Source organism: Pseudomonas sp. 2FG (assembly GCF_005502935.1).
Lineage (GTDB): Bacteria > Pseudomonadota > Gammaproteobacteria > Pseudomonadales > Pseudomonadaceae > Aquipseudomonas.
Map to the genome: position 1 here is coordinate 1 of NZ_SCMP01000030.1, position 20,239 is coordinate 20,239.

The window sequence follows — 20,239 nt, forward strand, 5'->3', positions numbered from 1 at the left end:
CTGGAAAGGTACTCGAGGGCGGGCGGGGCGGCAGGGCTACCTGCGGGGTTAGCACTGAAGCAGTGCGGATCGATGAGCGCCAAGTGGGAGCTTTCTATGCAATCGAGATGCGCGCCGATATGATGCCAGCCTCGTTGTGAGGTGATATCCGCATGCTGACGTTGTTGAGGCTCTTGCAGGATGGGCGTTTCCATTCTGGGCAAGCGCTTGGGGCTGCCCTAGGGGTGAGCCGAAGCGCTGTGTGGAAGCAATTACAGCAATTAGAAGCTGAATTGAGCTTGCCTGTTCATAAGGTGCGTGGCCGAGGTTATCGCTTAGCTAGCCAGTTAGTGTTGCTGGATGCTGAGCGCTTGGCTGTGCTCGGTGGAGTGCCGGCCTGGGCATCGTTCCTTGTTGAGTCGACTGACTCTACAAATGCTGAGGCGCTGAGGTGTTTGGAGCGTGGAGCGCAAGCGCCATTCTTCGTTTTGGCGGAGCGCCAAACAGCTGGGCGTGGTCGTCGAGGGCGCAAGTGGGTGAGTCCGTTTGCGGAGAATCTTTATTACAGTCTGGTATTGCGTGTCGAGGGTGGTGCTCGCCAACTCGAGGGGCTTAGCCTAGTTGTCGGTCTTGCTGTGATGCAGGCGCTGCGGAGTGCGGGTGTGGCGGATGTTGGTCTGAAGTGGCCAAATGATCTTCTTGTGTCGGGCCGCAAGATCGCAGGGATCCTGTTGGAGTTATCTGGTGATCCGGCGGATGTTTGTCACGTGGTCATAGGCATTGGGGTCAATGTGAATATGCGGGCTATCGATGAGGGTATTGGGCAGCCTTGGACCTCGATGCGAATTGAGGTTGGTGAGTTGATAGATCGTAATGTATTGGTCTGCCAGTTAAACGAACGCTTGCATGATTACCTGGCGAAGCATCGTGAGCAGGGCTTTGTGGGGCTGCAGGCTGAATGGGAGGCTGCTCACCTGTGGCAAGGGCGTTCAGTGCTTCTGACCGCTGGGGAGCGGCAGATTGAGGGTGTTGTGTTGGGTATTGACCGGCAGGGGGCTCTGCGTTTGCTGGTGGATGGCATTGAGCGGCAATACAGTGGCGGTGAGCTCAGTTTGAGGTTGCGCGATGATTCTTGAGCTCGACTGCGGTAATAGCTTTATTAAGTGGCGTGTGCTGGTGGGCGCCGGTCCGGTTGTGCTGTCTGGTGGCGTCGTCGATTCGGCTGAGCAGCTGGTTTCGGTGCTGCAACTTATTCCTGATCTGGCATTGCAGCATTGTCGCCTGGTCAGTGTGCGTAGTGATGATGAGACGGCACAGCTCGTAAATCTTCTGGCGCAGCGGTTTGGGATTGCTTCTTGCCGTGCGCGCTCCGCCGCTGTGGCCGCTGGAGTGCGCAATGGCTACAGTGACTATGAGCGGCTTGGTTTGGATCGCTGGTTGGCGGTATTAGGCGCTTATCATCTGGCTGGCAGAGCATGTCTAGTCCTGGACTTGGGGACGGCGGTTACTTCTGATTTCGTGGCTGCCGATGGCGAGCATCTGGGCGGTTTCATTTGTCCTGGGGTGCCGTTAATGCGCAATCAACTGAGAACGCATACTCGGCGTATTCGTTACGATGATGTAGCTGCCGAGCAGGCCCTTCATGCGTTGACGCCGGGGCGCTCGACTGTTGAGGCGGTTGAGCGCGGTTGCTCGTTAATGCTGCGTGGTTTTGTTCATACGCAGCTTGAACTGGCTAAAGAATACTGGGGGGAAGATTTCCAGGTGTTCCTGACGGGGGGGGATGCTCTGCTGGTGAAGGAGATTCTGCCTTCTGCGCGCGTGATGCCGGATCTGATTTTTATTGGTTTGGCGATTGTCTGTCCGTTGTCCTGAGGTTTTTATGCGCTGGCTATTTCTTCTGTTGCTGGTACTCAATCTTTTTTATTACGTCTGGCACCAGCAGCAGGCACCCTTGCGTGCGAAGGAAGTGGCCCCACTCTCGTTGTATCAGGGGGCGCGGCAGGATATTCGCCTGCTCAGTGAGTCGGACGGGGCTCAGGTTCGTCGCGAGCCGTCGGGCGGAACTGCGGCGGAAGTCTCCGAGGTCTGTCTCTTTCTGGGTGGGTTTGAGCGGGAGGATGCCGCTCAAGTGGTAGAGCAACGCCTGCTCAGTCTGGATATTCAATCACAGGTAAAGGCTGTTGATGCACCGGCGGGACTGGACTACTGGGTCTACCTGGCGCCTCTTGCCTCTCGGCAGGCTTCGCTGCGTCAACTAAAAGAGTTGCAGGCGCGGAAAATCGACAGCTACATCATTACTCAGGGGGATTTGTCCAATGGCATTTCTCTGGGGATCTTTCCTCGCGGCGAGTCTGCTGAAAGTGTCATGCAGCGCCTGCGCGAGGTGGGGTATGAGCCGATGATGCGTGAGTTGCCGCGTGCCCACCGTGATTTCTGGGTGCGCATTGCGCCTCAGAGTCGGCGGCTTGCCGATGATGCGCTGCTGCAGGCTTTGGCGCAGGACTTCAATGGGTTGCAGCATCAATTAATGCCTTGCGAAAGCGTTGCAACGCCTCGTTAGTTTGAATAGAATGGCGCCCGCTTTGCAGGGTTGCTTTCTAAGTGAGTCTGAAAAGTTGCTGTCAATGAAGCTAACCTCAAGTTTTTTATGAGGAAATGCTTGACAGTAGGGTGGCATGCTACGAAAATGCCGCCTCACTTTGGAGGGGTTCCCGAGTGGCCAAAGGGATCAGACTGTAAATCTGACACGCGAGTTTCGAAGGTTCGAATCCTTCCCCCTCCACCAAATTAAGCGTGAGCTGCAAGCTCCGCGGGTATAGTTCAACGGTAGAACCTCAGCCTTCCAAGCTGATGGTGCGGGTTCGATTCCCGCTACCCGCTCCAAGTTTGTTGTTTGTGCAAAGTGTTCGCTCATGTAGCTCAGCTGGTAGAGCACACCCTTGGTAAGGGTGAGGTCAGCGGTTCGATTCCGCTCATGAGCTCCATTATTAAGAAGGCAGATATGCAGATATCTGCCTTTGTTTTAATGGTGGCGTGACTAGCTCAATTTATCGATGGGAGACGGTCTGATGGCTAAAGAAAAGTTTGAACGGAAGAAGCCGCACCTCAACGTCGGCACTATTGGTCACGTTGACCATGGTAAAACGACTCTGACTGCTGCTCTGACCAAGGTCTGCGCTGAGGCTTTCGGTGGTTCCGCGCGTGACTTTGCCCAGATCGATAACGCTCCGGAAGAAAAGGCTCGTGGTATCACGATCAACACTTCCCACGTTGAATACGATTCGGCTGTCCGTCACTACGCGCACGTCGATTGCCCGGGCCACGCTGACTATGTGAAAAACATGATCACTGGTGCTGCGCAGATGGACGGCGCGATCCTGGTTTGCTCCGCTGCTGACGGCCCGATGCCGCAGACTCGTGAGCACATCCTGCTGTCCCGTCAGGTAGGCGTTCCGTACATCGTGGTCTTCCTGAACAAGGCCGACATGGTGGACGACGCTGAGCTGCTGGAACTGGTTGAAATGGAAGTGCGTGACCTGCTGAGCACTTACGACTTCCCAGGCGACGACACGCCGATCGTTATCGGTTCCGCGCTGATGGCGTTGAACGGTCAAGACGATAACGAAATGGGTACCTCTGCCGTGCGTAAGCTGGTTGAGACTCTGGACAGCTACATTCCTGAGCCCGAGCGCGCGATCGACAAGCCGTTCCTGATGCCAATCGAAGACGTGTTCTCCATCTCCGGTCGCGGCACCGTGGTAACTGGTCGTGTCGAGCGTGGCATCGTCAAGATTCAGGAAGAAGTGGAAATTGTCGGTATCCGTGATACCACCAAGACCATCTGCACCGGCGTTGAGATGTTCCGCAAGCTGCTGGACGAAGGCCGTGCCGGTGAGAACGTCGGCGTACTGCTGCGTGGCACCAAGCGTGATGACGTCGAGCGTGGCCAGGTATTGGCCAAGCCAGGCACCATCAAGCCGCACACCAAGTTCGAAGGCGAAGTGTACATTCTGAGCAAGGAAGAAGGCGGCCGTCATACTCCGTTCTTCAAAGGCTACCGTCCGCAGTTCTACTTCCGTACGACTGACGTGACCGGTAACTGCGAGCTGCCAGAAGGCGTTGAAATGGTAATGCCGGGCGACAACATCAAAATGGTTGTCACCCTGATTGCTCCGATCGCGATGGAAGACGGTCTGCGTTTTGCCATCCGTGAAGGCGGTCGTACCGTTGGCGCTGGTGTAGTAGCCAAAATCATCGAGTAATCGTTGATCTGCCCCTGTCGGGCCGGCATAATGGTCGGCCTGATTTTGTTTTAGGTCAGTAGCTCAATTGGCAGAGCGACGGTCTCCAAAACCGTAGGTTGGGGGTTCGATTCCCTCCTGACCTGCCAGTTTTACACAGTAGTTAAAACTGGCACGTCTTTCACAGGATCCTCGTAAATGACTGTTAAGGCTGAAGCCAAAGATTCTCGCTTTGATCTGCTCAAGTGGCTTGTGGTTGCTGCTTTGGTGGTGGTTGGCGTGGTCGGCAATCAGTTCTTCTCTGGTGAGCCGATTCTGTATCGTGTCCTGGGTCTGTTGGTGCTTGCGGCTGTTGCTGCATTTGTAGGGCTGCAGACCGGCAAGGGGCAAGCGTTTTTCGGGCTCGCAAAAGAAGCTCGTGTTGAAATTCGAAAGGTCGTTTGGCCGACTCGCCAGGAAACTACGCAGACCACGTTGATTGTCGTGGCTGTTGTTTTGGTGATGGCGTTGGTGCTCTGGGGGCTCGATTCCCTGTTGGGCTGGCTTGTTTCCTTGATTGTTGGTTGAAGGTGTCCCGTGGCTAAGCGTTGGTATGTTGTGCATGCTTACTCGGGTTACGAGAAGCATGTCATGCGCTCCCTGGTTGAGCGCGTCAAGCTGGCTGGCATGGAAGATGGGTTCGGCGAGATTCTGGTCCCCACTGAGGAAGTGGTGGAGATGCGTAATGGCCAGAAGCGCAAAAGCGAACGCAAATTCTTTCCGGGCTATGTTCTGGTGCAGATGGACATGAACGAAGGTACTTGGCACTTGGTCAAGGATACTCCTCGCGTCATGGGCTTTATCGGCGGCACTGCCGACAAGCCTGCGCCTATTACGGATAAAGAGGCTGATGCAATTCTGCGTCGCGTTGCTGATGGTAGCGACAAGCCGAAGCCTAAAACGCTGTTCGAGCCGGGTGAGATGGTCCGAGTTATTGACGGTCCTTTTGCTGACTTCAGTGGTGTGGTTGAAGAAGTGAATTATGAAAAAAGCCGGATTCAGGTTGCTGTGACCATCTTTGGTCGCTCTACCCCGGTTGAGTTAGAGTTCAGTCAGGTCGAGAAGGCATAGCTGACAAGGCGTCCCGTACCCCGCAGTCCTAGGCTGTGGGGTTTTGTCGTCACTGGGATAAACACGCAGGTAACCGGGGAGCCGCAAGGCGCTAGAACCCGTAATTGGAGTAGCTCATGGCTAAGAAGATAACGGCTTATATCAAGCTGCAAGTGAAGGCTGCACAGGCCAACCCGAGTCCGCCCGTTGGCCCGGCTCTGGGTCAGCACGGTGTGAATATCATGGAGTTCTGCAAGGCGTTCAACGCCAAGACCCAGGGCATGGAACCTGGTCTGCCGACTCCAGTGATCATCACTGTCTACAGCGACCGCAGCTTCACTTTTGAAACCAAAAGCACCCCGGCTTCGGTTCTGCTGAAGAAGGCTGCCGGCTTGACCAGCGGTTCCGCGCGCCCGAACACCGTCAAGGTGGGCACCGTGACCCGTGCTCAGCTCGAAGAGATCGCCAAGACCAAGAATGCCGATCTGACCGCAGCTGATATGGATGCGGCCGTGCGTACTATCGCCGGCTCCGCTCGCAGCATGGGCCTCAACGTGGAGGGTGTGTAATGGCTAAGTTGACCAAGCGCCAAAAAGCTATCGCCGAAAAAATTGTTCCGGGCAAGGCTTATGGCTTCGAAGAAGCTGCAAACCTGCTGAGCGAGCTGTCGAAAGTCAAGTTCACCGAGTCGGTTGATGTCGCTGTGAACCTGGGCGTCGATCCGCGTAAATCCGACCAGGTCGTACGTAGCGCCACCGTGCTGCCGCACGGCACTGGCAAGACCGTTCGCGTTGCCGTGTTCACCCAAGGCCCGGCAGCTGAAGCTGCTCTGGCTGCCGGCGCCGATCGCGTTGGCATGGACGACCTGGCTGCCGAAATGAAAGGCGGCGACCTGAACTATGACGTGGTCATCGCCTCCCCGGACGCGATGCGTGTCGTTGGTCAGTTGGGTCAGATCCTCGGCCCGCGCGGCCTGATGCCTAACCCGAAAGTCGGCACCGTGACTCCAGACGTGGCTACTGCGGTGAAAAACGCGAAGGCCGGTCAGGTTCGTTATCGCACCGACAAGAACGGCATCATCCACACCTCCGTCGGCAAGGTCGGCTTCGACGCCGTCAAGCTGAAGGAAAACGTGGAAGCTCTGATCGCCGATCTGAAGCGCATCAAGCCAGCTTCGTCGAAAGGCATCTACGTCAAGCGTGTGACCCTGAGCACCACCATGGGTCCAGGTCTGGTTATCGACCAAGGCTCGCTCGACGCTTAAGTCGCTGTGAATGTATAGGGTTGGCGGGAGCGATCTCGCCAGCTTGCAAAAATTGGGGTCCCTGCCTGGCGGGGGCTATCCAAGACCGTAGGCGACGCAAGTCTTAAACCCGGGAGGTGAACCTCTCAAGCCTACGCAGATGGTGCTCCCGATTCCTTACCGAATCAGACACCAAACGACATCCGACCTCGGTTGGATGAAACGGTAACAAGCAGGAGTTAACCCGTGGCAATTAAACTCGAAGACAAGAAGGCCATCGTCGCTGAAGTCAACGAGGCTGCCAAAGTCGCTCTGTCCGCTGTCGTGGCTGATGCCCGTGGTGTGACAGTAGGCGCTATGACCGGACTCCGTAAAGAGGCCCGCGAAGCTGGCGTATACGTGCGTGTCGTACGTAATACCCTGCTGCGCCGCGCCGTTGAGGGCACTCAATATGACGTGCTCAACGACGTGTTCAAAGGCCCGACCCTGATTGCGTTCTCCACCGAACACGCTGGCGCTGCTGCCCGTCTGTTCAAGGAATTCGCCAAGGGTCAGGACAAGTTCGAGATCAAGGCAGCTGCGTTCGAGGGCAAGTTCCTCGCAGCTAATCAGATCGACGTACTGGCAACTCTGCCGACCTACGACGAAGCCATTTCTCAGCTGATGAGCGTGATTCAAGGCGCTACCAGCAAGTTGGCTCGTACTCTGGCGGCCGTTCGCGACCAGAAAGAAGCTGCCGCCGCTTAAGGCCAAGCAAATTCTTTCAAGTTTATTTGTTTATTTCGATGGCCGCGAAGGCTGTCCCCCAATACAGGAATTAGAGTCATGGCTCTGTCTAACGAAGACATCATCGAAGCAATCGGCCAGAAAAGCGTTCTGGAAGTTGTTGAACTGATCAAGGCAATGGAAGAGAAGTTCGGCGTTACCGCTGCTGCTGCTTCCGCTGGCCCAGCTGTAGCTGCTGCCGTTGCTGAAGAACAAACCGAGTTCAACGTCATGTTGCTCGAGTCTGGCGAGAAGAAAGTTAACGTGATCAAGGTCGTTCGTGAACTGACCGGTCTGGGTCTGAAAGAAGCTAAAGCCGTTGTTGACAGCGCTCCTGGCATTGTCAAAGAAGGCGTGTCGAAAGACGAAGCTGAAGCTGCCAAGAAGGCCCTGGAAGAAGCTGGCGCTAAAGTCGAGCTCAAGTAAGCGACGACCTTGCGTCTACAGCCCAAGCGTTAAGCGAACGGCTGATGGCTGGTGGCTTTTGCCACCGGCCTTTTTCCGTTATAGGCCGCCTTCGAAGGTTGGCCTTTAACCGAAGCGGTAACCACCCTGTGCGGTGGCGCAAACCATTGGGTTTGCAAGATTTTCTGGCTGCTCCCGTCGGGAGGAGCCAAATAAGCAGGTGACCAAGCTGGGGAACGCTGATGGCTTACTCATATACTGAGAAAAAACGTATCCGCAAGGACTTTAGCAAGTTGCCGGATGTCATGGATGTGCCGTATCTCCTGGCCATCCAGCTGGATTCGTATCGCGAATTCCTGCAGGCGGGAGCGACGAAAGATCAGTTCCGCGACATCGGCCTGCATGCGGCCTTCAAGTCCGTTTTCCCGATTATCAGCTATTCCGGCAATGCTGCTCTGGAGTATGTCGGTTATCGCTTGGGCGAACCGGCATTTGACGTGAAAGAGTGCGTGCTGCGTGGCGTGACATTCGCCGTGCCGCTGCGGGTAAAAGTCCGTCTGATCATTTTCGATAAGGAATCGTCGAACAAAGCGATCAAGGACATTAAAGAGCAAGAAGTCTACATGGGGGAAATCCCCCTGATGACCGAGAACGGTACCTTCGTTATCAACGGTACCGAGCGTGTCATCGTTTCCCAGCTGCACCGCTCCCCAGGCGTGTTCTTCGACCACGACCGTGGCAAGACTCACAGCTCCGGCAAGCTGCTGTATTCCGCGCGGATCATTCCTTACCGCGGTTCCTGGCTCGACTTCGAATTCGATCCGAAGGACGCAGTCTTCGTGCGTATCGACCGTCGCCGCAAGCTGCCGGCATCGGTTCTGCTGCGCGCGCTGGGTTACACCACCGAGCAAGTGCTCGACGCGTTCTATGCGACCAACGTATTCCACGTGAAGGGCGAGACCCTGAGCCTGGAACTGGTTCCGCAGCGTCTGCGTGGTGAAATTGCCGTCCTCGACATCAAAGACGAGAAGGGCAAGGTCATCGTTGAGCAGGGCCGCCGTATTACCGCGCGCCACATCAACCAGTTGGACAAATCCGGCATCAAAGAGCTGGAAGTGCCGCTGGACTACGTGATCGGCCGCACCAGCGCCAAGGCCATCGTGCATCCGGCCACCGGCGAGATCCTCGCCGAGTGCAATACCGAGCTGAACACCGAGATCCTGGCAAAAATCGCCAAGGCTCAGGTCGTGCGCATCGAAACGCTGTACACCAACGACATCGATTGCGGCCCGTTCATCTCCGACACCCTGAAAATCGACTCCACTACCAATCAGTTGGAAGCGCTGGTCGAGATCTATCGCATGATGCGTCCCGGCGAGCCGCCGACCAAGGATGCTGCCGAAACCCTGTTCAACAACCTGTTCTTCAGCGCCGAGCGTTACGACCTGTCCGCCGTCGGCCGGATGAAGTTCAACCGTCGTATCGGTCGTACCGAGATCGAGGGTTCGGGCGTGCTGAGCAAGGAAGATATCGTCGAAGTCCTCAAGACGCTGGTCGATATCCGTAACGGCAAAGGCATAGTCGACGACATCGACCACCTGGGTAACCGTCGTGTGCGTTGTGTCGGCGAGATGGCCGAGAACCAGTTCCGCGTGGGCCTGGTGCGTGTCGAGCGCGCGGTCAAAGAGCGTCTGTCGATGGCCGAAAGCGAAGGCCTGATGCCGCAAGACCTGATCAACGCCAAGCCGGTTGCGGCGGCGGTGAAGGAGTTCTTCGGTTCCAGCCAGCTCTCGCAGTTCATGGACCAGAACAACCCGCTGTCCGAGATCACCCACAAGCGCCGCGTCTCCGCGCTCGGCCCGGGCGGTCTGACCCGTGAGCGTGCTGGCTTCGAAGTTCGTGACGTACACCCGACCCACTATGGTCGCGTCTGCCCGATCGAAACGCCGGAAGGTCCGAACATCGGTCTAATCAACTCCCTGGCGGCCTACGCGCGCACTAACCAGTACGGCTTCCTGGAAAGCCCGTACCGGGTGGTGAAAGACACCCTGGTCACTGACGAAATCGTCTTCCTCTCCGCGATCGAAGAGGCGGATCACGTGATCGCTCAGGCATCGGCAACGATGAACCAGAAGGGTCAGCTGGTCGACGAGCTGGTGGCCGTACGTCACCTGAACGAGTTCACCGTCAAGGTGCCGGAAGACGTCACCCTCATGGACGTTTCGCCGAAGCAGGTTGTGTCCGTCGCCGCTTCGTTGATCCCGTTCCTCGAGCACGACGACGCCAACCGTGCGTTGATGGGTTCGAACATGCAGCGTCAGGCCGTACCGACTCTGCGCTCCGACAAGCCGCTGGTCGGCACCGGGATGGAGCGTAACGTGGCGCGCGACTCCGGCGTTTGCGTCGTGGCGCGTCGCGGCGGCGTGATCGACTCGGTCGATGCCAGCCGTATCGTGGTGCGTGTGGCGGATGATGAAGTCGAAACCGGTGAAGCCGGCGTCGACATCTACAACCTGACCAAGTACACCCGCTCCAACCAGAACACCTGCATCAACCAGCGTCCGCTGGTGAGCAAAGGTGACAAGGTCGAGCGTAGCGACATCCTGGCTGACGGTCCGTCCACCGACATGGGTGAACTGGCTCTGGGTCAGAACATGCGCATCGCGTTCATGGCCTGGAACGGTTACAACTTCGAAGACTCCATCCTCCTCTCGGAGCGTGTGGTTCAGGAAGACCGTTTCACCACGATCCACATTCAGGAACTGACCTGCGTGGCGCGTGACACCAAGCTCGGGCCAGAAGAGATCACTTCGGACATTCCGAACGTGGGCGAAGCTGCGCTGAACAAGCTGGACGAAGCCGGTATCGTTTACGTGGGTGCCGAAGTTGGCGCTGGCGACATCCTGGTCGGTAAGGTCACCCCGAAAGGCGAGACCCAGCTGACGCCGGAAGAGAAGCTGCTGCGCGCGATCTTCGGTGAGAAGGCCTCCGACGTTAAAGATACCTCCCTGCGCGTGCCGACTGGCACCAAGGGTACGGTCATCGACGTACAGGTCTTCACCCGTGATGGCGTCGAGCGTGATGCTCGTGCGCTGTCGATCGAGAAGATGCAACTCGACGAGATCCGTAAGGATCTGAACGAAGAGTTCCGTATCGTTGAGGGCGCGACCTTCGAACGTCTGCGTTCCGCCCTGGTTGGCAAGAAGGCTGAAGGTGGTGCGGGTCTGAAGAAAGGCGCCGAGATCACCGACGAGTTCCTCGACGGCCTCGAGCGCGGTCAGTGGTTCAAGCTGCGTATGGCTGAAGATGCTCTGAACGAGCAGCTTGAGAAGGCGCAGGCGTACATCATCGACCGTCGCCAGATGCTCGACGACAAGTTCGAAGACAAGAAGCGCAAGCTGCAGCAAGGCGATGACCTGGCTCCGGGCGTGCTGAAGATCGTCAAGGTCTACCTGGCAATCCGTCGCCGCATCCAGCCGGGCGACAAGATGGCCGGTCGTCACGGTAACAAGGGTGTGGTCTCGGTGATCATGCCGGTCGAAGACATGCCGCACGATGCCCATGGCACCCCGGTCGACATCGTCCTCAACCCGCTGGGCGTACCTTCGCGGATGAACGTCGGTCAGATCCTCGAAACCCACCTGGGCCTCGCGGCCAAAGGTCTGGGCGAGAAGATCAACCGCATGCTCGAAGAGCAGCGCAAGGTCGCTGATCTGCGTAAGTTCCTGCACCAGATCTATAACGAGATCGGTGGCCGTCAAGAGACTCTGGCAGACCTGTCTGACCAGGAAATTCTCGACCTGGCGAAGAACCTGCGTGGCGGCGTGCCGATGGCGACTCCGGTGTTCGACGGCGCCAAGGAAAGCGAAATCAAAGCCATGCTGAAACTGGCAGATCTGCCAGAAAGCGGCCAGATGCAGCTGTTCGATGGCCGTACCGGCAACAAGTTTGAGCGTCCGGTGACCGTGGGTTACATGTACATGCTGAAACTGAACCACCTGGTGGACGACAAGATGCACGCGCGTTCCACGGGTTCCTACAGCCTGGTTACCCAGCAGCCGCTGGGTGGTAAGGCGCAGTTCGGTGGTCAGCGCTTCGGGGAGATGGAGGTGTGGGCGTTGGAAGCCTACGGCGCCGCTTACACCCTGCAGGAAATGCTGACCGTTAAGTCGGATGACGTGAACGGCCGGACCAAGATGTACAAAAACATCGTGGACGGCGATCACCGTATGGAGCCGGGCATGCCCGAGTCCTTCAACGTGTTGATCAAAGAGATCCGTTCGCTCGGTATCGATATCGATCTGGAAACCGAATAACACGTGACGCGCATCGGGAGCGGGGCTGTCTAGCCCGCTCCTTGCTCCGCCAGGAGGAAAGGCCTTGAAAGACCTACTGAATTTGCTGAAAAACCAGGGTCAAGTCGAAGAGTTCGATGCCATCCGTATTGGGTTGGCCTCGCCTGAGATGATCCGTTCGTGGTCGTTCGGTGAAGTTAAAAAGCCGGAAACCATTAACTACCGTACGTTCAAACCCGAGCGTGACGGCCTGTTCTGCGCCAAGATCTTCGGCCCAGTCAAAGACTACGAGTGCCTGTGCGGCAAGTACAAGCGCCTCAAGCACCGCGGTGTGATCTGCGAGAAGTGCGGCGTTGAAGTGGCCCTGGCCAAAGTCCGTCGTGAGCGCATGGCGCACATCGAACTGGCTTCGCCGGTTGCCCACATCTGGTTCCTCAAGTCGCTGCCGAGCCGTATCGGCCTGCTGCTGGACATGACCCTGCGGGATATCGAGCGCGTTCTCTACTTCGAGAGCTATGTCGTTATCGATCCGGGCATGACCACTCTGGAAAAAGGCCAGCTGCTGAACGACGAGCAGTACTTCGAAGCCATCGAAGAGTTCGGTGACGACTTCGACGCCCGCATGGGTGCCGAGGCTGTTCGCGAACTGCTCAGCGCCATCGATCTGGAGCACGAGACTGCCCGCTTGCGTGAAGAAATTCCGCAGACCAACTCGGAAACCAAGATCAAGAAGCTGTCCAAGCGCCTGAAGCTGATGGAAGCCTTCCAGGGCTCCGGCAACCATCCCGAGTGGATGGTACTGACCGTTCTGCCGGTGCTGCCGCCCGATCTGCGTCCGTTGGTGCCGCTCGATGGTGGTCGTTTCGCGACGTCCGACCTGAACGATCTGTATCGTCGGGTGATCAACCGTAACAATCGTCTGAAGCGCCTGCTCGACCTGTCCGCGCCGGACATCATCGTGCGCAACGAAAAGCGCATGTTGCAGGAAGCGGTCGACGCCCTGCTCGACAACGGCCGTCGCGGTCGCGCCATCACCGGCTCGAACAAGCGTCCGCTGAAGTCCTTGGCCGACATGATCAAGGGTAAGCAAGGTCGTTTCCGTCAGAACTTGCTCGGTAAGCGCGTGGACTACTCCGGTCGTTCGGTAATTACCGTCGGCCCGACCCTGCGTCTGCACCAGTGCGGTCTGCCGAAGAAGATGGCCCTCGAGCTGTTCAAACCGTTCATTTTCGGCAAGCTGGAAATGCGTGGCCTGGCCACCACCATCAAAGCTGCGAAGAAAATGGTCGAGCGCGAGCTGCCAGAGGTTTGGGACGTTCTCGCCGAAGTGATTCGCGAACATCCGGTCCTGCTCAACCGGGCACCGACCCTGCACCGTCTGGGTATCCAGGCGTTCGAGCCGGTGCTGATCGAAGGTAAGGCGATTCAGCTGCACCCGCTGGTCTGCGCCGCGTACAACGCCGACTTCGACGGCGACCAGATGGCCGTGCACGTTCCGCTGACGCTGGAAGCCCAGCTCGAAGCGCGTGCGCTGATGATGTCGACCAACAACATCCTGTCGCCAGCCAACGGTGAGCCAATCATCGTGCCGTCGCAGGACGTGGTCTTGGGTCTGTATTACATGACCCGCGAAGCGATCAACGCCAAGGGCGAAGGTCGTGTGTTCGCTGACCTGCAGGAAGTCGATCGGGTATTCCGCGGTGGCGAGGCAGCCCTGCACGCCAAAGTTAAAGTGCGCATCAACGAGGTCATCAAAGACCGCGATGGCAGCATCACCAAGAACACCCGTATCGTCGACACCACTGTCGGCCGTGCGCTGCTGTTCCAGGTGGTTCCGGAAGGCCTGTCGTATGACGTGGTCAACCTGCCGATGAAGAAGAAGGCGATCTCCAAGCTGATCAACCAGTGCTACCGCACCTGTGGCTTGAAAGACACCGTGATCTTCGCTGACCAGTTGATGTACACCGGTTTCGCTTACTCGACTATCTCCGGTGTTTCCATCGGCGTGAATGACTTCGTCATTCCGGATGAGAAAGCTCGCATCATCGATGCGGCCACCGAAGAAGTGAAAGAGATCGAAGCCCAGTACGCTTCCGGCCTGGTAACCCAGGGCGAGAAGTACAACAAGGTGATCGACCTGTGGTCCAAGGCCAACGACGAAGTGTCGAAGGCGATGATGGCTAACCTCTCGAAAGAGAAGGTGATCGACCGTCATGGCAAGGAAGTCGATCAGGAGTCCTTCAACTCCATGTACATGATGGCCGACTCGGGTGCGCGGGGTTCTGCTGCGCAGATCCGCCAGCTCGCCGGTATGCGGGGCCTGATGGCCAAGCCGGACGGCTCGATCATCGAGACGCCGATTACCGCGAACTTCCGTGAAGGTCTGAGCGTGCTGCAGTACTTCATCTCCACGCACGGTGCGCGTAAAGGTTTGGCGGATACCGCGTTGAAGACCGCGAACTCCGGTTACCTGACCCGTCGTCTGGTGGATGTTGCGCAGGACTTGGTAGTGACCGCGATCGATTGCGGTACCGAACACGGTCTGCTGATGACTCCGCACATCGAAGGCGGCGACGTGGTCGAGCCGCTGGGCGAGCGCGTATTGGGTCGAGTGATCGCCCGTGACGTGCTTAAGCCGGGCAGCGAAGAAATCCTGGTTCCGGCCGGTACTCTGGTGGATGAGCAGTGGGTTGAATTCATCGAGCTGAACAGCATCGACGAAGTGATAGTGCGTTCGCCGATCAGCTGTGAAACTCGCTACGGCATCTGCGCCAAGTGCTACGGTCGCGACCTGGCTCGCGGTCACCAGATCAACATTGGTGAAGCGGTCGGCGTAATCGCTGCTCAGTCGATTGGTGAGCCGGGTACCCAGCTGACCATGCGTACCTTCCACATCGGTGGTGCGGCAAGCCGGACCTCGGCAGCGGACAGCGTTCAGGTGAAGAACGGCGGTACCATCCGCCTGCATAACCTGAAGCACGTTGAGCGCCTCGACGGTAACCTGGTGGCGGTCTCCCGTTCCGGTGAGCTGGCGATTGCGGATGACTTCGGTCGTGAGCGCGAGCGCTACAAGCTGCCGTACGGTGCGGTGATTTCCGTCAAGGAAGGCGACAAGGTCGATGCTGGCGCGATCGTCGCCAAGTGGGATCCGCACACCCACCCGATCGTGACCGAAATGAAAGGTACCGTGACCTACGTGGGCATGGAAGAAGGCATCACCATCAAGCGCCAGACCGACGAATTGACCGGTCTGACCAACATTGAAGTGCTCGATGCCAAAGACCGTCCGGCTGCCGGCAAGGACATCCGTCCGGCCGTGAAGATGGTCGGTGTCGATGGCAAGGATCTGCTGCTGCCGGGTACCGACGTACCGGCCCAGTACTTCCTGCCGGCCAACGCCTTGGTCGGTGTCGCGGATGGTGCTCAGGTAGGTGTGGGTGATGTTATCGCCCGTATCCCGCAAGAGACCTCAAAGACCCGCGACATCACCGGTGGTCTGCCGCGCGTTGCCGACCTGTTCGAGGCGCGTCGTCCGAAGGAAGCGTCGATTCTGGCGGAAGTCAGCGGCACCATCGCCTTCGGCAAAGAGACCAAGGGCAAGCGTCGCCTGGTCATCACGCCGACCGACGGCAGCGATCCGTACGAGGAGCTGATTCCGAAGTGGCGTCACCTGAACGTCTTCGAAGGCGAGCAAGTGAACCGCGGTGAAGTGATCTCCGACGGTCCGAGCGATCCGCACGACATCCTGCGTCTGCTGGGTGTCAGCGCGCTGGCCAAGTACATCGTCAACGAGATCCAGGACGTGTACCGCCTGCAGGGCGTGAAGATCAACGACAAGCACATCGAGACCATCCTGCGTCAGATGCTGCGCAAAGTTGAGATCACCGAATCCGGCGATTCCAGCTTCATCAAGGGCGACCAGATGGAGTTGACCCAGGTGCTGGTCGAGAACGAGCGTCTGAGCGGTGATGACAAGTTCATCTCCAAGTTCGACCGCGTTCTGCTGGGTATCACCAAGGCGTCGCTATCCACCGAGTCGTTCATCTCTGCGGCCTCCTTCCAGGAGACCACCCGCGTCCTCACCGAGGCGGCGGTTACGGGCAAGCGTGACTTCCTGCGCGGCCTGAAAGAAAACGTGGTCGTGGGGCGTCTGATCCCGGCCGGTACTGGCTTGGCTTACCACAGTGAGCGCAAACGCAAGCGTGATGCCGGCAAGCCGGTTCAGGTGAGCGCGAGCGAGGCGGAAGCGCAGTTGTCCGAAGCGCTGAATAATCTGTAATTGAGCGTGGGGCCCCGGTGAGCCGTTCAGTGATGGATGGGGCTCCGGGGCCTCGCCTTGACGGGGTGCCAGAAGCTCTTTAGACTCTTGTACCCCTAAATTTGGCGGGACTCACGTCCTGCCATTTTGCTTATGTTGAAAAACAAATAGTGTCGAAAGACAACAGTGGAGCTAGTAGATGGCAACTATCAACCAGCTGGTACGTCAGCCGCGTAAGCGTATCGTCGAGAAATCCGACGTGCCTGCGCTGCAGAACTGCCCGCAACGTCGTGGCGTGTGCACTCGCGTGTACACCACTACGCCGAAAAAACCTAACTCGGCACTGCGTAAAGTATGCCGTGTGCGTCTGACCAACGGTTTCGAGGTTTCCTCGTACATCGGCGGTGAAGGCCACAACCTGCAAGAGCACAGCGTGGTACTGATCCGCGGCGGTCGTGTAAAAGACTTGCCAGGTGTTCGTTACCACACCGTTCGCGGCTCCTTGGATACTTCCGGCGTTAAAGGCCGTAACCAGGGTCGTTCGAAGTACGGTACCAAACGTCCGAAGTAAGGGCGCGCGTCCGAGTAATCGGCCGTTTGAACAATTGCAGATTTCTATTTTTCTGAGTCGATAAGAGTAAGGTCGGGCGTAACCCTCAAGATTGTAATCCGAGGGGTTTATTGTTCCCGGGCTAACCTGAAGACCGTTTGAGGGCTTATCCATGCCAAGAAGACGTGTAGCAGCCAAGCGCGAAGTGCTTGACGATCCAAAATACGGTAGCCAAATCCTGGCCAAGTTCATGAACCACGTGATGGAAAGCGGCAAGAAAGCCGTTGCCGAGCGTATTGTTTATGGCGCGCTGGAGAAGGTTAAAGAACGTAAGAACAGCGATCCCCTGGAAATCTTCGAGAAAGCTCTCGACGCCATCGCTCCGCTGGTCGAAGTGAAGTCGCGCCGTGTTGGCGGTGCTACTTACCAGGTTCCGGTCGAAGTTCGTCCGTCCCGTCGTAACGCCCTGGCCATGCGCTGGCTGGTGGATTTCGCCCGTAAGCGTGGCGAGAAATCCATGGCCCTGCGTTTGGCTGGCGAGTTGTTGGATGCCGCTGAAGGCAAAGGTGCTGCTGTTAAGAAGCGTGAAGACGTGCACCGCATGGCAGAAGCCAACAAGGCCTTCTCGCACTACCGCTTCTAAATTCGGCGCTTCTAAATTTGCGAGGGCTTTATGGCTCGTACTACACCGATTAACCGCTACCGTAACATCGGTATCGTCGCACACGTGGATGCTGGCAAGACCACGACGACGGAGCGGGTTCTGTTCTACACGGGCGTCAACCACAAAATGGGCGAGGTGCATGATGGCGCCGCGACCATGGACTGGATGGTGCAGGAGCAGGAGCGTGGTATCACTATCACCTCCGCTGCTACTACTGCGTTCTGGGCGGGTTCTTCCAAGCAGTTCGACAAGTACCGTTTCAATATCATCGACACCCCTGGGCACGTGGACTTCACCATTGAAGTAGAGCGCTCCTTGCGCGTACTCGATGGCGCGGTCGTGGTGTTCTGTGGTACCTCGGGTGTTGAGCCGCAGTCCGAAACCGTATGGCGTCAAGCCAACAAATACGGTGTTCCGCGTCTTGTTTACGTCAACAAGATGGACCGTGCCGGTGCCAACTTCCTGCGTGTGATTGGTCAGATCAAAGAGCGCCTGGGTCACACTCCGGTGCCGATCCAGTTGGCCATCGGTTCCGAAGAGAACTTCGTTGGTCAGATCGATCTGATCAAGATGAAGGCTGTCTACTGGAACGACGACGACCAGGGTATGACCTTCCGTGAGGAAGAGATCCCGGCCGAGCTTCAGGGTCTGGCTGAAGAGTGGCGCAGCAACATGGTCGAGGCGGCCGCCGAAGCCAACGAAGAGTTCATGAACAAGTATCTCGAAGGTGAAGAACTCACCATCGCAGAAATCAAGGCTGGTCTGCGTCAGCGCACTATCGCTGGCGAAATCGTACCGGCTGTTTGTGGTTCTTCCTTCAAGAACAAGGGCGTGCCCCTGGTTCTCGACGCCGTGATCGATTACCTGCCTGCTCCGGTTGATATTCCGGCGATCAAGGGCAGCGATCCGGATGACGAAACCGTTGAGATGGAGCGTCATGCCGATGACAGCGAACCGTTCTCGGCGCTGGCATTCAAGATCGCTACAGACCCGTTCGTCGGTACCCTGACTTTCGCGCGCGTTTATTCGGGTGTGTTGAGCTCTGGCGATGCGGTGATCAACTCGGTCAAAGGCAAGAAAGAACGTGTTGGTCGTATGGTGCAAATGCATGCGAACACTCGTGAGGAAATCAAGGAGGTGCGCGCTGGTGACATCGCTGCACTGATCGGCATGAAAGACGTCACCACCGGTGACACCCTGTGCTCCCTTGAGAAGCCGATCATCCTGGTGCGCATGGACTTCCCAGAGCCGGTTATCTCGGTTGCCGTTGAGCCGAAAACCAAGGTCGACCAGGAAAAAATGGGTATCGCTCTGGGCAAGCTTGCTCAGGAAGACCCGTCTTTCCGCGTCAAGACCGACGAAGAGACTGGTCAGACGATCATCTCGGGCATGGGTGAGTTGCACCTGGATATTCTCGTCGACCGCATGAAGCGCGAGTTCGGTGTGGAGGCCAACATCGGTAAGCCGCAGGTTGCTTACCGTGAGACCATTCGCAACAAGTGCGAAATCGAAGGCAAGTTCGTGCGTCAATCCGGTGGTCGTGGCCAGTTCGGTCATTGCTGGATCCGCTTCGAGCCGGCTGACGAAGGTCAGGAAGGTCTGCAGTTCGTCAACGAAGTAGTAGGTGGTGTGGTTCCGAAGGAATACATCCCGGCTATTCAGAAGGGTATCGAAGAGCAGATGAAAAACGGCGTTGTTGCCGGTTATCCGCTCATCGGCCTAAAAGCTGCGGTCTTCGATGGTTCTTACCATGATGTCGACTCTAACGAGATGGCATTTAAGATCGCTGCTTCCATGGCGACCAAGCAGCTGGCCCAAAAGGGCGGCGCTGTACTGCTTGAGCCGATCATGAAAGTGGAAGTGGTAACGCCAGAAGACTACATGGGTGACGTGATGGGCGACCTGAACCGTCGTCGTGGTCTGATCCAGGGTATGGAAGATACGGTTGCCGGCAAAGTGATTCGTGCCGAGGTTCCGTTGGGTGAGATGTTTGGTTATGCGACCGACGTCCGCTCCATGTCTCAGGGTCGCGCCAGCTACTCCATGGAATTTTCGAAGTACTCAGAAGCTCCGTCGAACATCGCCGAAGCTATCGTCAAGAAACAAGGCTGATCCAGCCCTTTAGGCAAGAGGTTTACTGTCGTGGCTAAAGAAAAATTTGAACGTAAAAAACCGCACCTCAACGTCGGCACTATTGGTCACGTTGACCATGGTAAAACGACTCTGACTGCTGCTCTGACCAAGGTCTGCGCTGAAGCCTTCGGTGGTTCCGCGCGTGACTTTGCCCAGATCGATAACGCTCCGGAAGAAAAGGCTCGTGGTATCACGATCAACACTTCCCACGTTGAATACGATTCGGCTGTCCGTCACTACGCGCACGTCGATTGCCCGGGCCACGCTGACTATGTGAAAAACATGATCACTGGTGCTGCGCAGATGGACGGCGCGATCCTGGTTTGCTCCGCTGCTGACGGCCCGATGCCGCAGACTCGTGAGCACATCCTGCTGTCCCGTCAGGTAGGCGTTCCGTACATCGTGGTCTTCCTGAACAAGGCCGACATGGTGGACGACGCTGAGCTGCTGGAACTGGTTGAAATGGAAGTGCGTGACCTGCTGAGCACTTACGACTTCCCGGGCGACGACACGCCGATCGTTATCGGTTCCGCGCTGATGGCGTTGAACGGTCAAGACGATAACGAAATGGGTACCTCTGCCGTGCGTAAGCTGGTTGTGACTCTGGACAGCTA

At 57.3% G+C, this 20,239-nt stretch carries 16 protein-coding genes and 4 tRNA genes; all 20 read left to right on the plus strand.

Going from position 1 to position 20,239, the window contains the following annotated elements; all coding sequences use genetic code 11:
- Positions 1-152: 152 nt before the first annotated feature.
- Positions 153-1,115: a bifunctional biotin--[acetyl-CoA-carboxylase] ligase/biotin operon repressor BirA gene (gene birA, locus FFS13_RS19300; protein WP_137820679.1), complete on the plus strand. Its 963-nt coding sequence runs from the start codon at positions 153-155 to the stop codon at positions 1,113-1,115.
- Positions 1,105-1,854 carry a pantothenate kinase gene (locus tag FFS13_RS19305; protein ID WP_137820680.1) on the plus strand — a complete coding sequence of 250 codons (750 nt, stop codon included), beginning with the start codon at positions 1,105-1,107 and terminating at the stop codon, positions 1,852-1,854. The genes birA and FFS13_RS19305 overlap by 11 nt, the downstream gene beginning before the upstream one ends.
- A 7-nt stretch (positions 1,855-1,861) precedes the next feature.
- Positions 1,862-2,542: an SPOR domain-containing protein gene (locus FFS13_RS19310; RefSeq protein WP_137820681.1), complete on the plus strand. Its 681-nt coding sequence runs from the start codon at positions 1,862-1,864 to the stop codon at positions 2,540-2,542.
- Between the two features lie 141 nt (positions 2,543-2,683).
- Positions 2,684-2,767 (plus strand) — tRNA-Tyr (locus FFS13_RS19315).
- Between the two features lie 24 nt (positions 2,768-2,791).
- A tRNA-Gly gene (locus tag FFS13_RS19320) sits at positions 2,792-2,865 on the plus strand.
- Positions 2,866-2,890: 25 nt separating this feature from the next.
- Positions 2,891-2,966 (plus strand) — tRNA-Thr (locus FFS13_RS19325).
- An 84-nt stretch (positions 2,967-3,050) separates the two neighbouring features.
- Positions 3,051-4,244, plus strand: coding sequence for an elongation factor Tu (gene tuf, locus FFS13_RS19330; protein ID WP_137820682.1), 1,194 nt, complete (start codon positions 3,051-3,053; stop codon positions 4,242-4,244).
- A 52-nt stretch (positions 4,245-4,296) separates the two neighbouring features.
- Positions 4,297-4,372: transfer RNA gene (locus FFS13_RS19335), tRNA-Trp, on the plus strand.
- Between the two features lie 49 nt (positions 4,373-4,421).
- The gene (secE, locus tag FFS13_RS19340; protein ID WP_137820683.1) at positions 4,422-4,790 is read left to right on the plus strand and encodes a preprotein translocase subunit SecE; all 369 of its coding nucleotides are present in this window, start codon (positions 4,422-4,424) and stop codon (positions 4,788-4,790) included.
- A 9-nt stretch (positions 4,791-4,799) separates the two neighbouring features.
- On the plus strand, positions 4,800-5,333 hold the full coding sequence (gene nusG, locus FFS13_RS19345) for a transcription termination/antitermination protein NusG (RefSeq protein ID WP_137820684.1): 534 nt from the start codon (positions 4,800-4,802) through the stop codon (positions 5,331-5,333).
- A 116-nt stretch (positions 5,334-5,449) separates the two neighbouring features.
- Entirely contained in the window at positions 5,450-5,881 is a 432-nt protein-coding gene (rplK, locus tag FFS13_RS19350) for a 50S ribosomal protein L11 (RefSeq protein ID WP_137820685.1), read from the plus strand.
- Positions 5,881-6,576, plus strand: a complete 696-nt coding sequence (gene rplA, locus FFS13_RS19355) for a 50S ribosomal protein L1 (RefSeq protein ID WP_137820686.1) — start codon at positions 5,881-5,883, stop codon at positions 6,574-6,576. Before rplK ends, rplA begins: the two co-directional genes overlap by 1 nt.
- A 225-nt stretch (positions 6,577-6,801) precedes the next feature.
- Positions 6,802-7,302 (plus strand): 50S ribosomal protein L10, encoded by a 501-nt coding sequence (gene rplJ / locus FFS13_RS19360; RefSeq protein WP_137820687.1) that lies wholly within the window; start codon positions 6,802-6,804, stop codon positions 7,300-7,302.
- A 78-nt stretch (positions 7,303-7,380) separates the two neighbouring features.
- The gene (gene rplL, locus FFS13_RS19365) at positions 7,381-7,746 is read left to right on the plus strand and encodes a 50S ribosomal protein L7/L12 (protein WP_137820688.1); all 366 of its coding nucleotides are present in this window, start codon (positions 7,381-7,383) and stop codon (positions 7,744-7,746) included.
- Positions 7,747-7,967: 221 nt separating this feature from the next.
- Positions 7,968-12,041, plus strand: coding sequence for a DNA-directed RNA polymerase subunit beta (gene rpoB, locus FFS13_RS19370; protein ID WP_137820689.1), 4,074 nt, complete (start codon positions 7,968-7,970; stop codon positions 12,039-12,041).
- Positions 12,042-12,105: 64 nt separating this feature from the next.
- Complete coding sequence (rpoC, locus tag FFS13_RS19375; RefSeq protein ID WP_137820690.1) at positions 12,106-16,299, plus strand: DNA-directed RNA polymerase subunit beta'; 4,194 nt, start codon at positions 12,106-12,108, stop codon at positions 16,297-16,299.
- 178 nt (positions 16,300-16,477) lie between these two features.
- Positions 16,478-16,849 carry a 30S ribosomal protein S12 gene (gene rpsL / locus FFS13_RS19380; protein ID WP_003186084.1) on the plus strand — a complete coding sequence of 124 codons (372 nt, stop codon included), beginning with the start codon at positions 16,478-16,480 and terminating at the stop codon, positions 16,847-16,849.
- A gap of 151 nt (positions 16,850-17,000) precedes the next feature.
- Entirely contained in the window at positions 17,001-17,471 is a 471-nt protein-coding gene (gene rpsG / locus FFS13_RS19385) for a 30S ribosomal protein S7 (protein WP_002555493.1), read from the plus strand.
- 30 nt (positions 17,472-17,501) lie between these two features.
- A complete protein-coding gene (fusA, locus tag FFS13_RS19390) occupies positions 17,502-19,604 on the plus strand; it encodes an elongation factor G (protein ID WP_137820691.1) in 2,103 nt (700 codons plus the stop codon).
- A gap of 30 nt (positions 19,605-19,634) precedes the next feature.
- A partial coding sequence (locus tag FFS13_RS19395) for a GTP-binding protein (protein WP_137820692.1) occupies positions 19,635-20,239 on the plus strand: 605 nt, incomplete at its 3' end.

Excerpts from the sequence above, each read along its gene's own strand:
- birA (WP_137820679.1), top strand. The coding sequence starts at position 153 with ATGCTGACGTTGTTGAGGCTCTTGCAGGATGGGCGTTTCCATTCTGGG.
- FFS13_RS19305 (WP_137820680.1), top strand. The coding sequence starts at position 1,105 with ATGATTCTTGAGCTCGACTGCGGTAATAGCTTTATTAAGTGGCGTGTG.
- FFS13_RS19310 (WP_137820681.1), top strand. The coding sequence starts at position 1,862 with ATGCGCTGGCTATTTCTTCTGTTGCTGGTACTCAATCTTTTTTATTAC.
- tuf (WP_137820682.1), top strand. The coding sequence starts at position 3,051 with ATGGCTAAAGAAAAGTTTGAACGGAAGAAGCCGCACCTCAACGTCGGC.
- secE (WP_137820683.1), top strand. The coding sequence starts at position 4,422 with ATGACTGTTAAGGCTGAAGCCAAAGATTCTCGCTTTGATCTGCTCAAG.
- rplK (WP_137820685.1), top strand. The coding sequence starts at position 5,450 with ATGGCTAAGAAGATAACGGCTTATATCAAGCTGCAAGTGAAGGCTGCA.
- rplA (WP_137820686.1), top strand. The coding sequence starts at position 5,881 with ATGGCTAAGTTGACCAAGCGCCAAAAAGCTATCGCCGAAAAAATTGTT.
- rplL (WP_137820688.1), top strand. The coding sequence starts at position 7,381 with ATGGCTCTGTCTAACGAAGACATCATCGAAGCAATCGGCCAGAAAAGC.
- rpoB (WP_137820689.1), top strand. The coding sequence starts at position 7,968 with ATGGCTTACTCATATACTGAGAAAAAACGTATCCGCAAGGACTTTAGC.
- rpsL (WP_003186084.1), top strand. The coding sequence starts at position 16,478 with ATGGCAACTATCAACCAGCTGGTACGTCAGCCGCGTAAGCGTATCGTC.
- rpsG (WP_002555493.1), top strand. The coding sequence starts at position 17,001 with ATGCCAAGAAGACGTGTAGCAGCCAAGCGCGAAGTGCTTGACGATCCA.
- fusA (WP_137820691.1), top strand. The coding sequence starts at position 17,502 with ATGGCTCGTACTACACCGATTAACCGCTACCGTAACATCGGTATCGTC.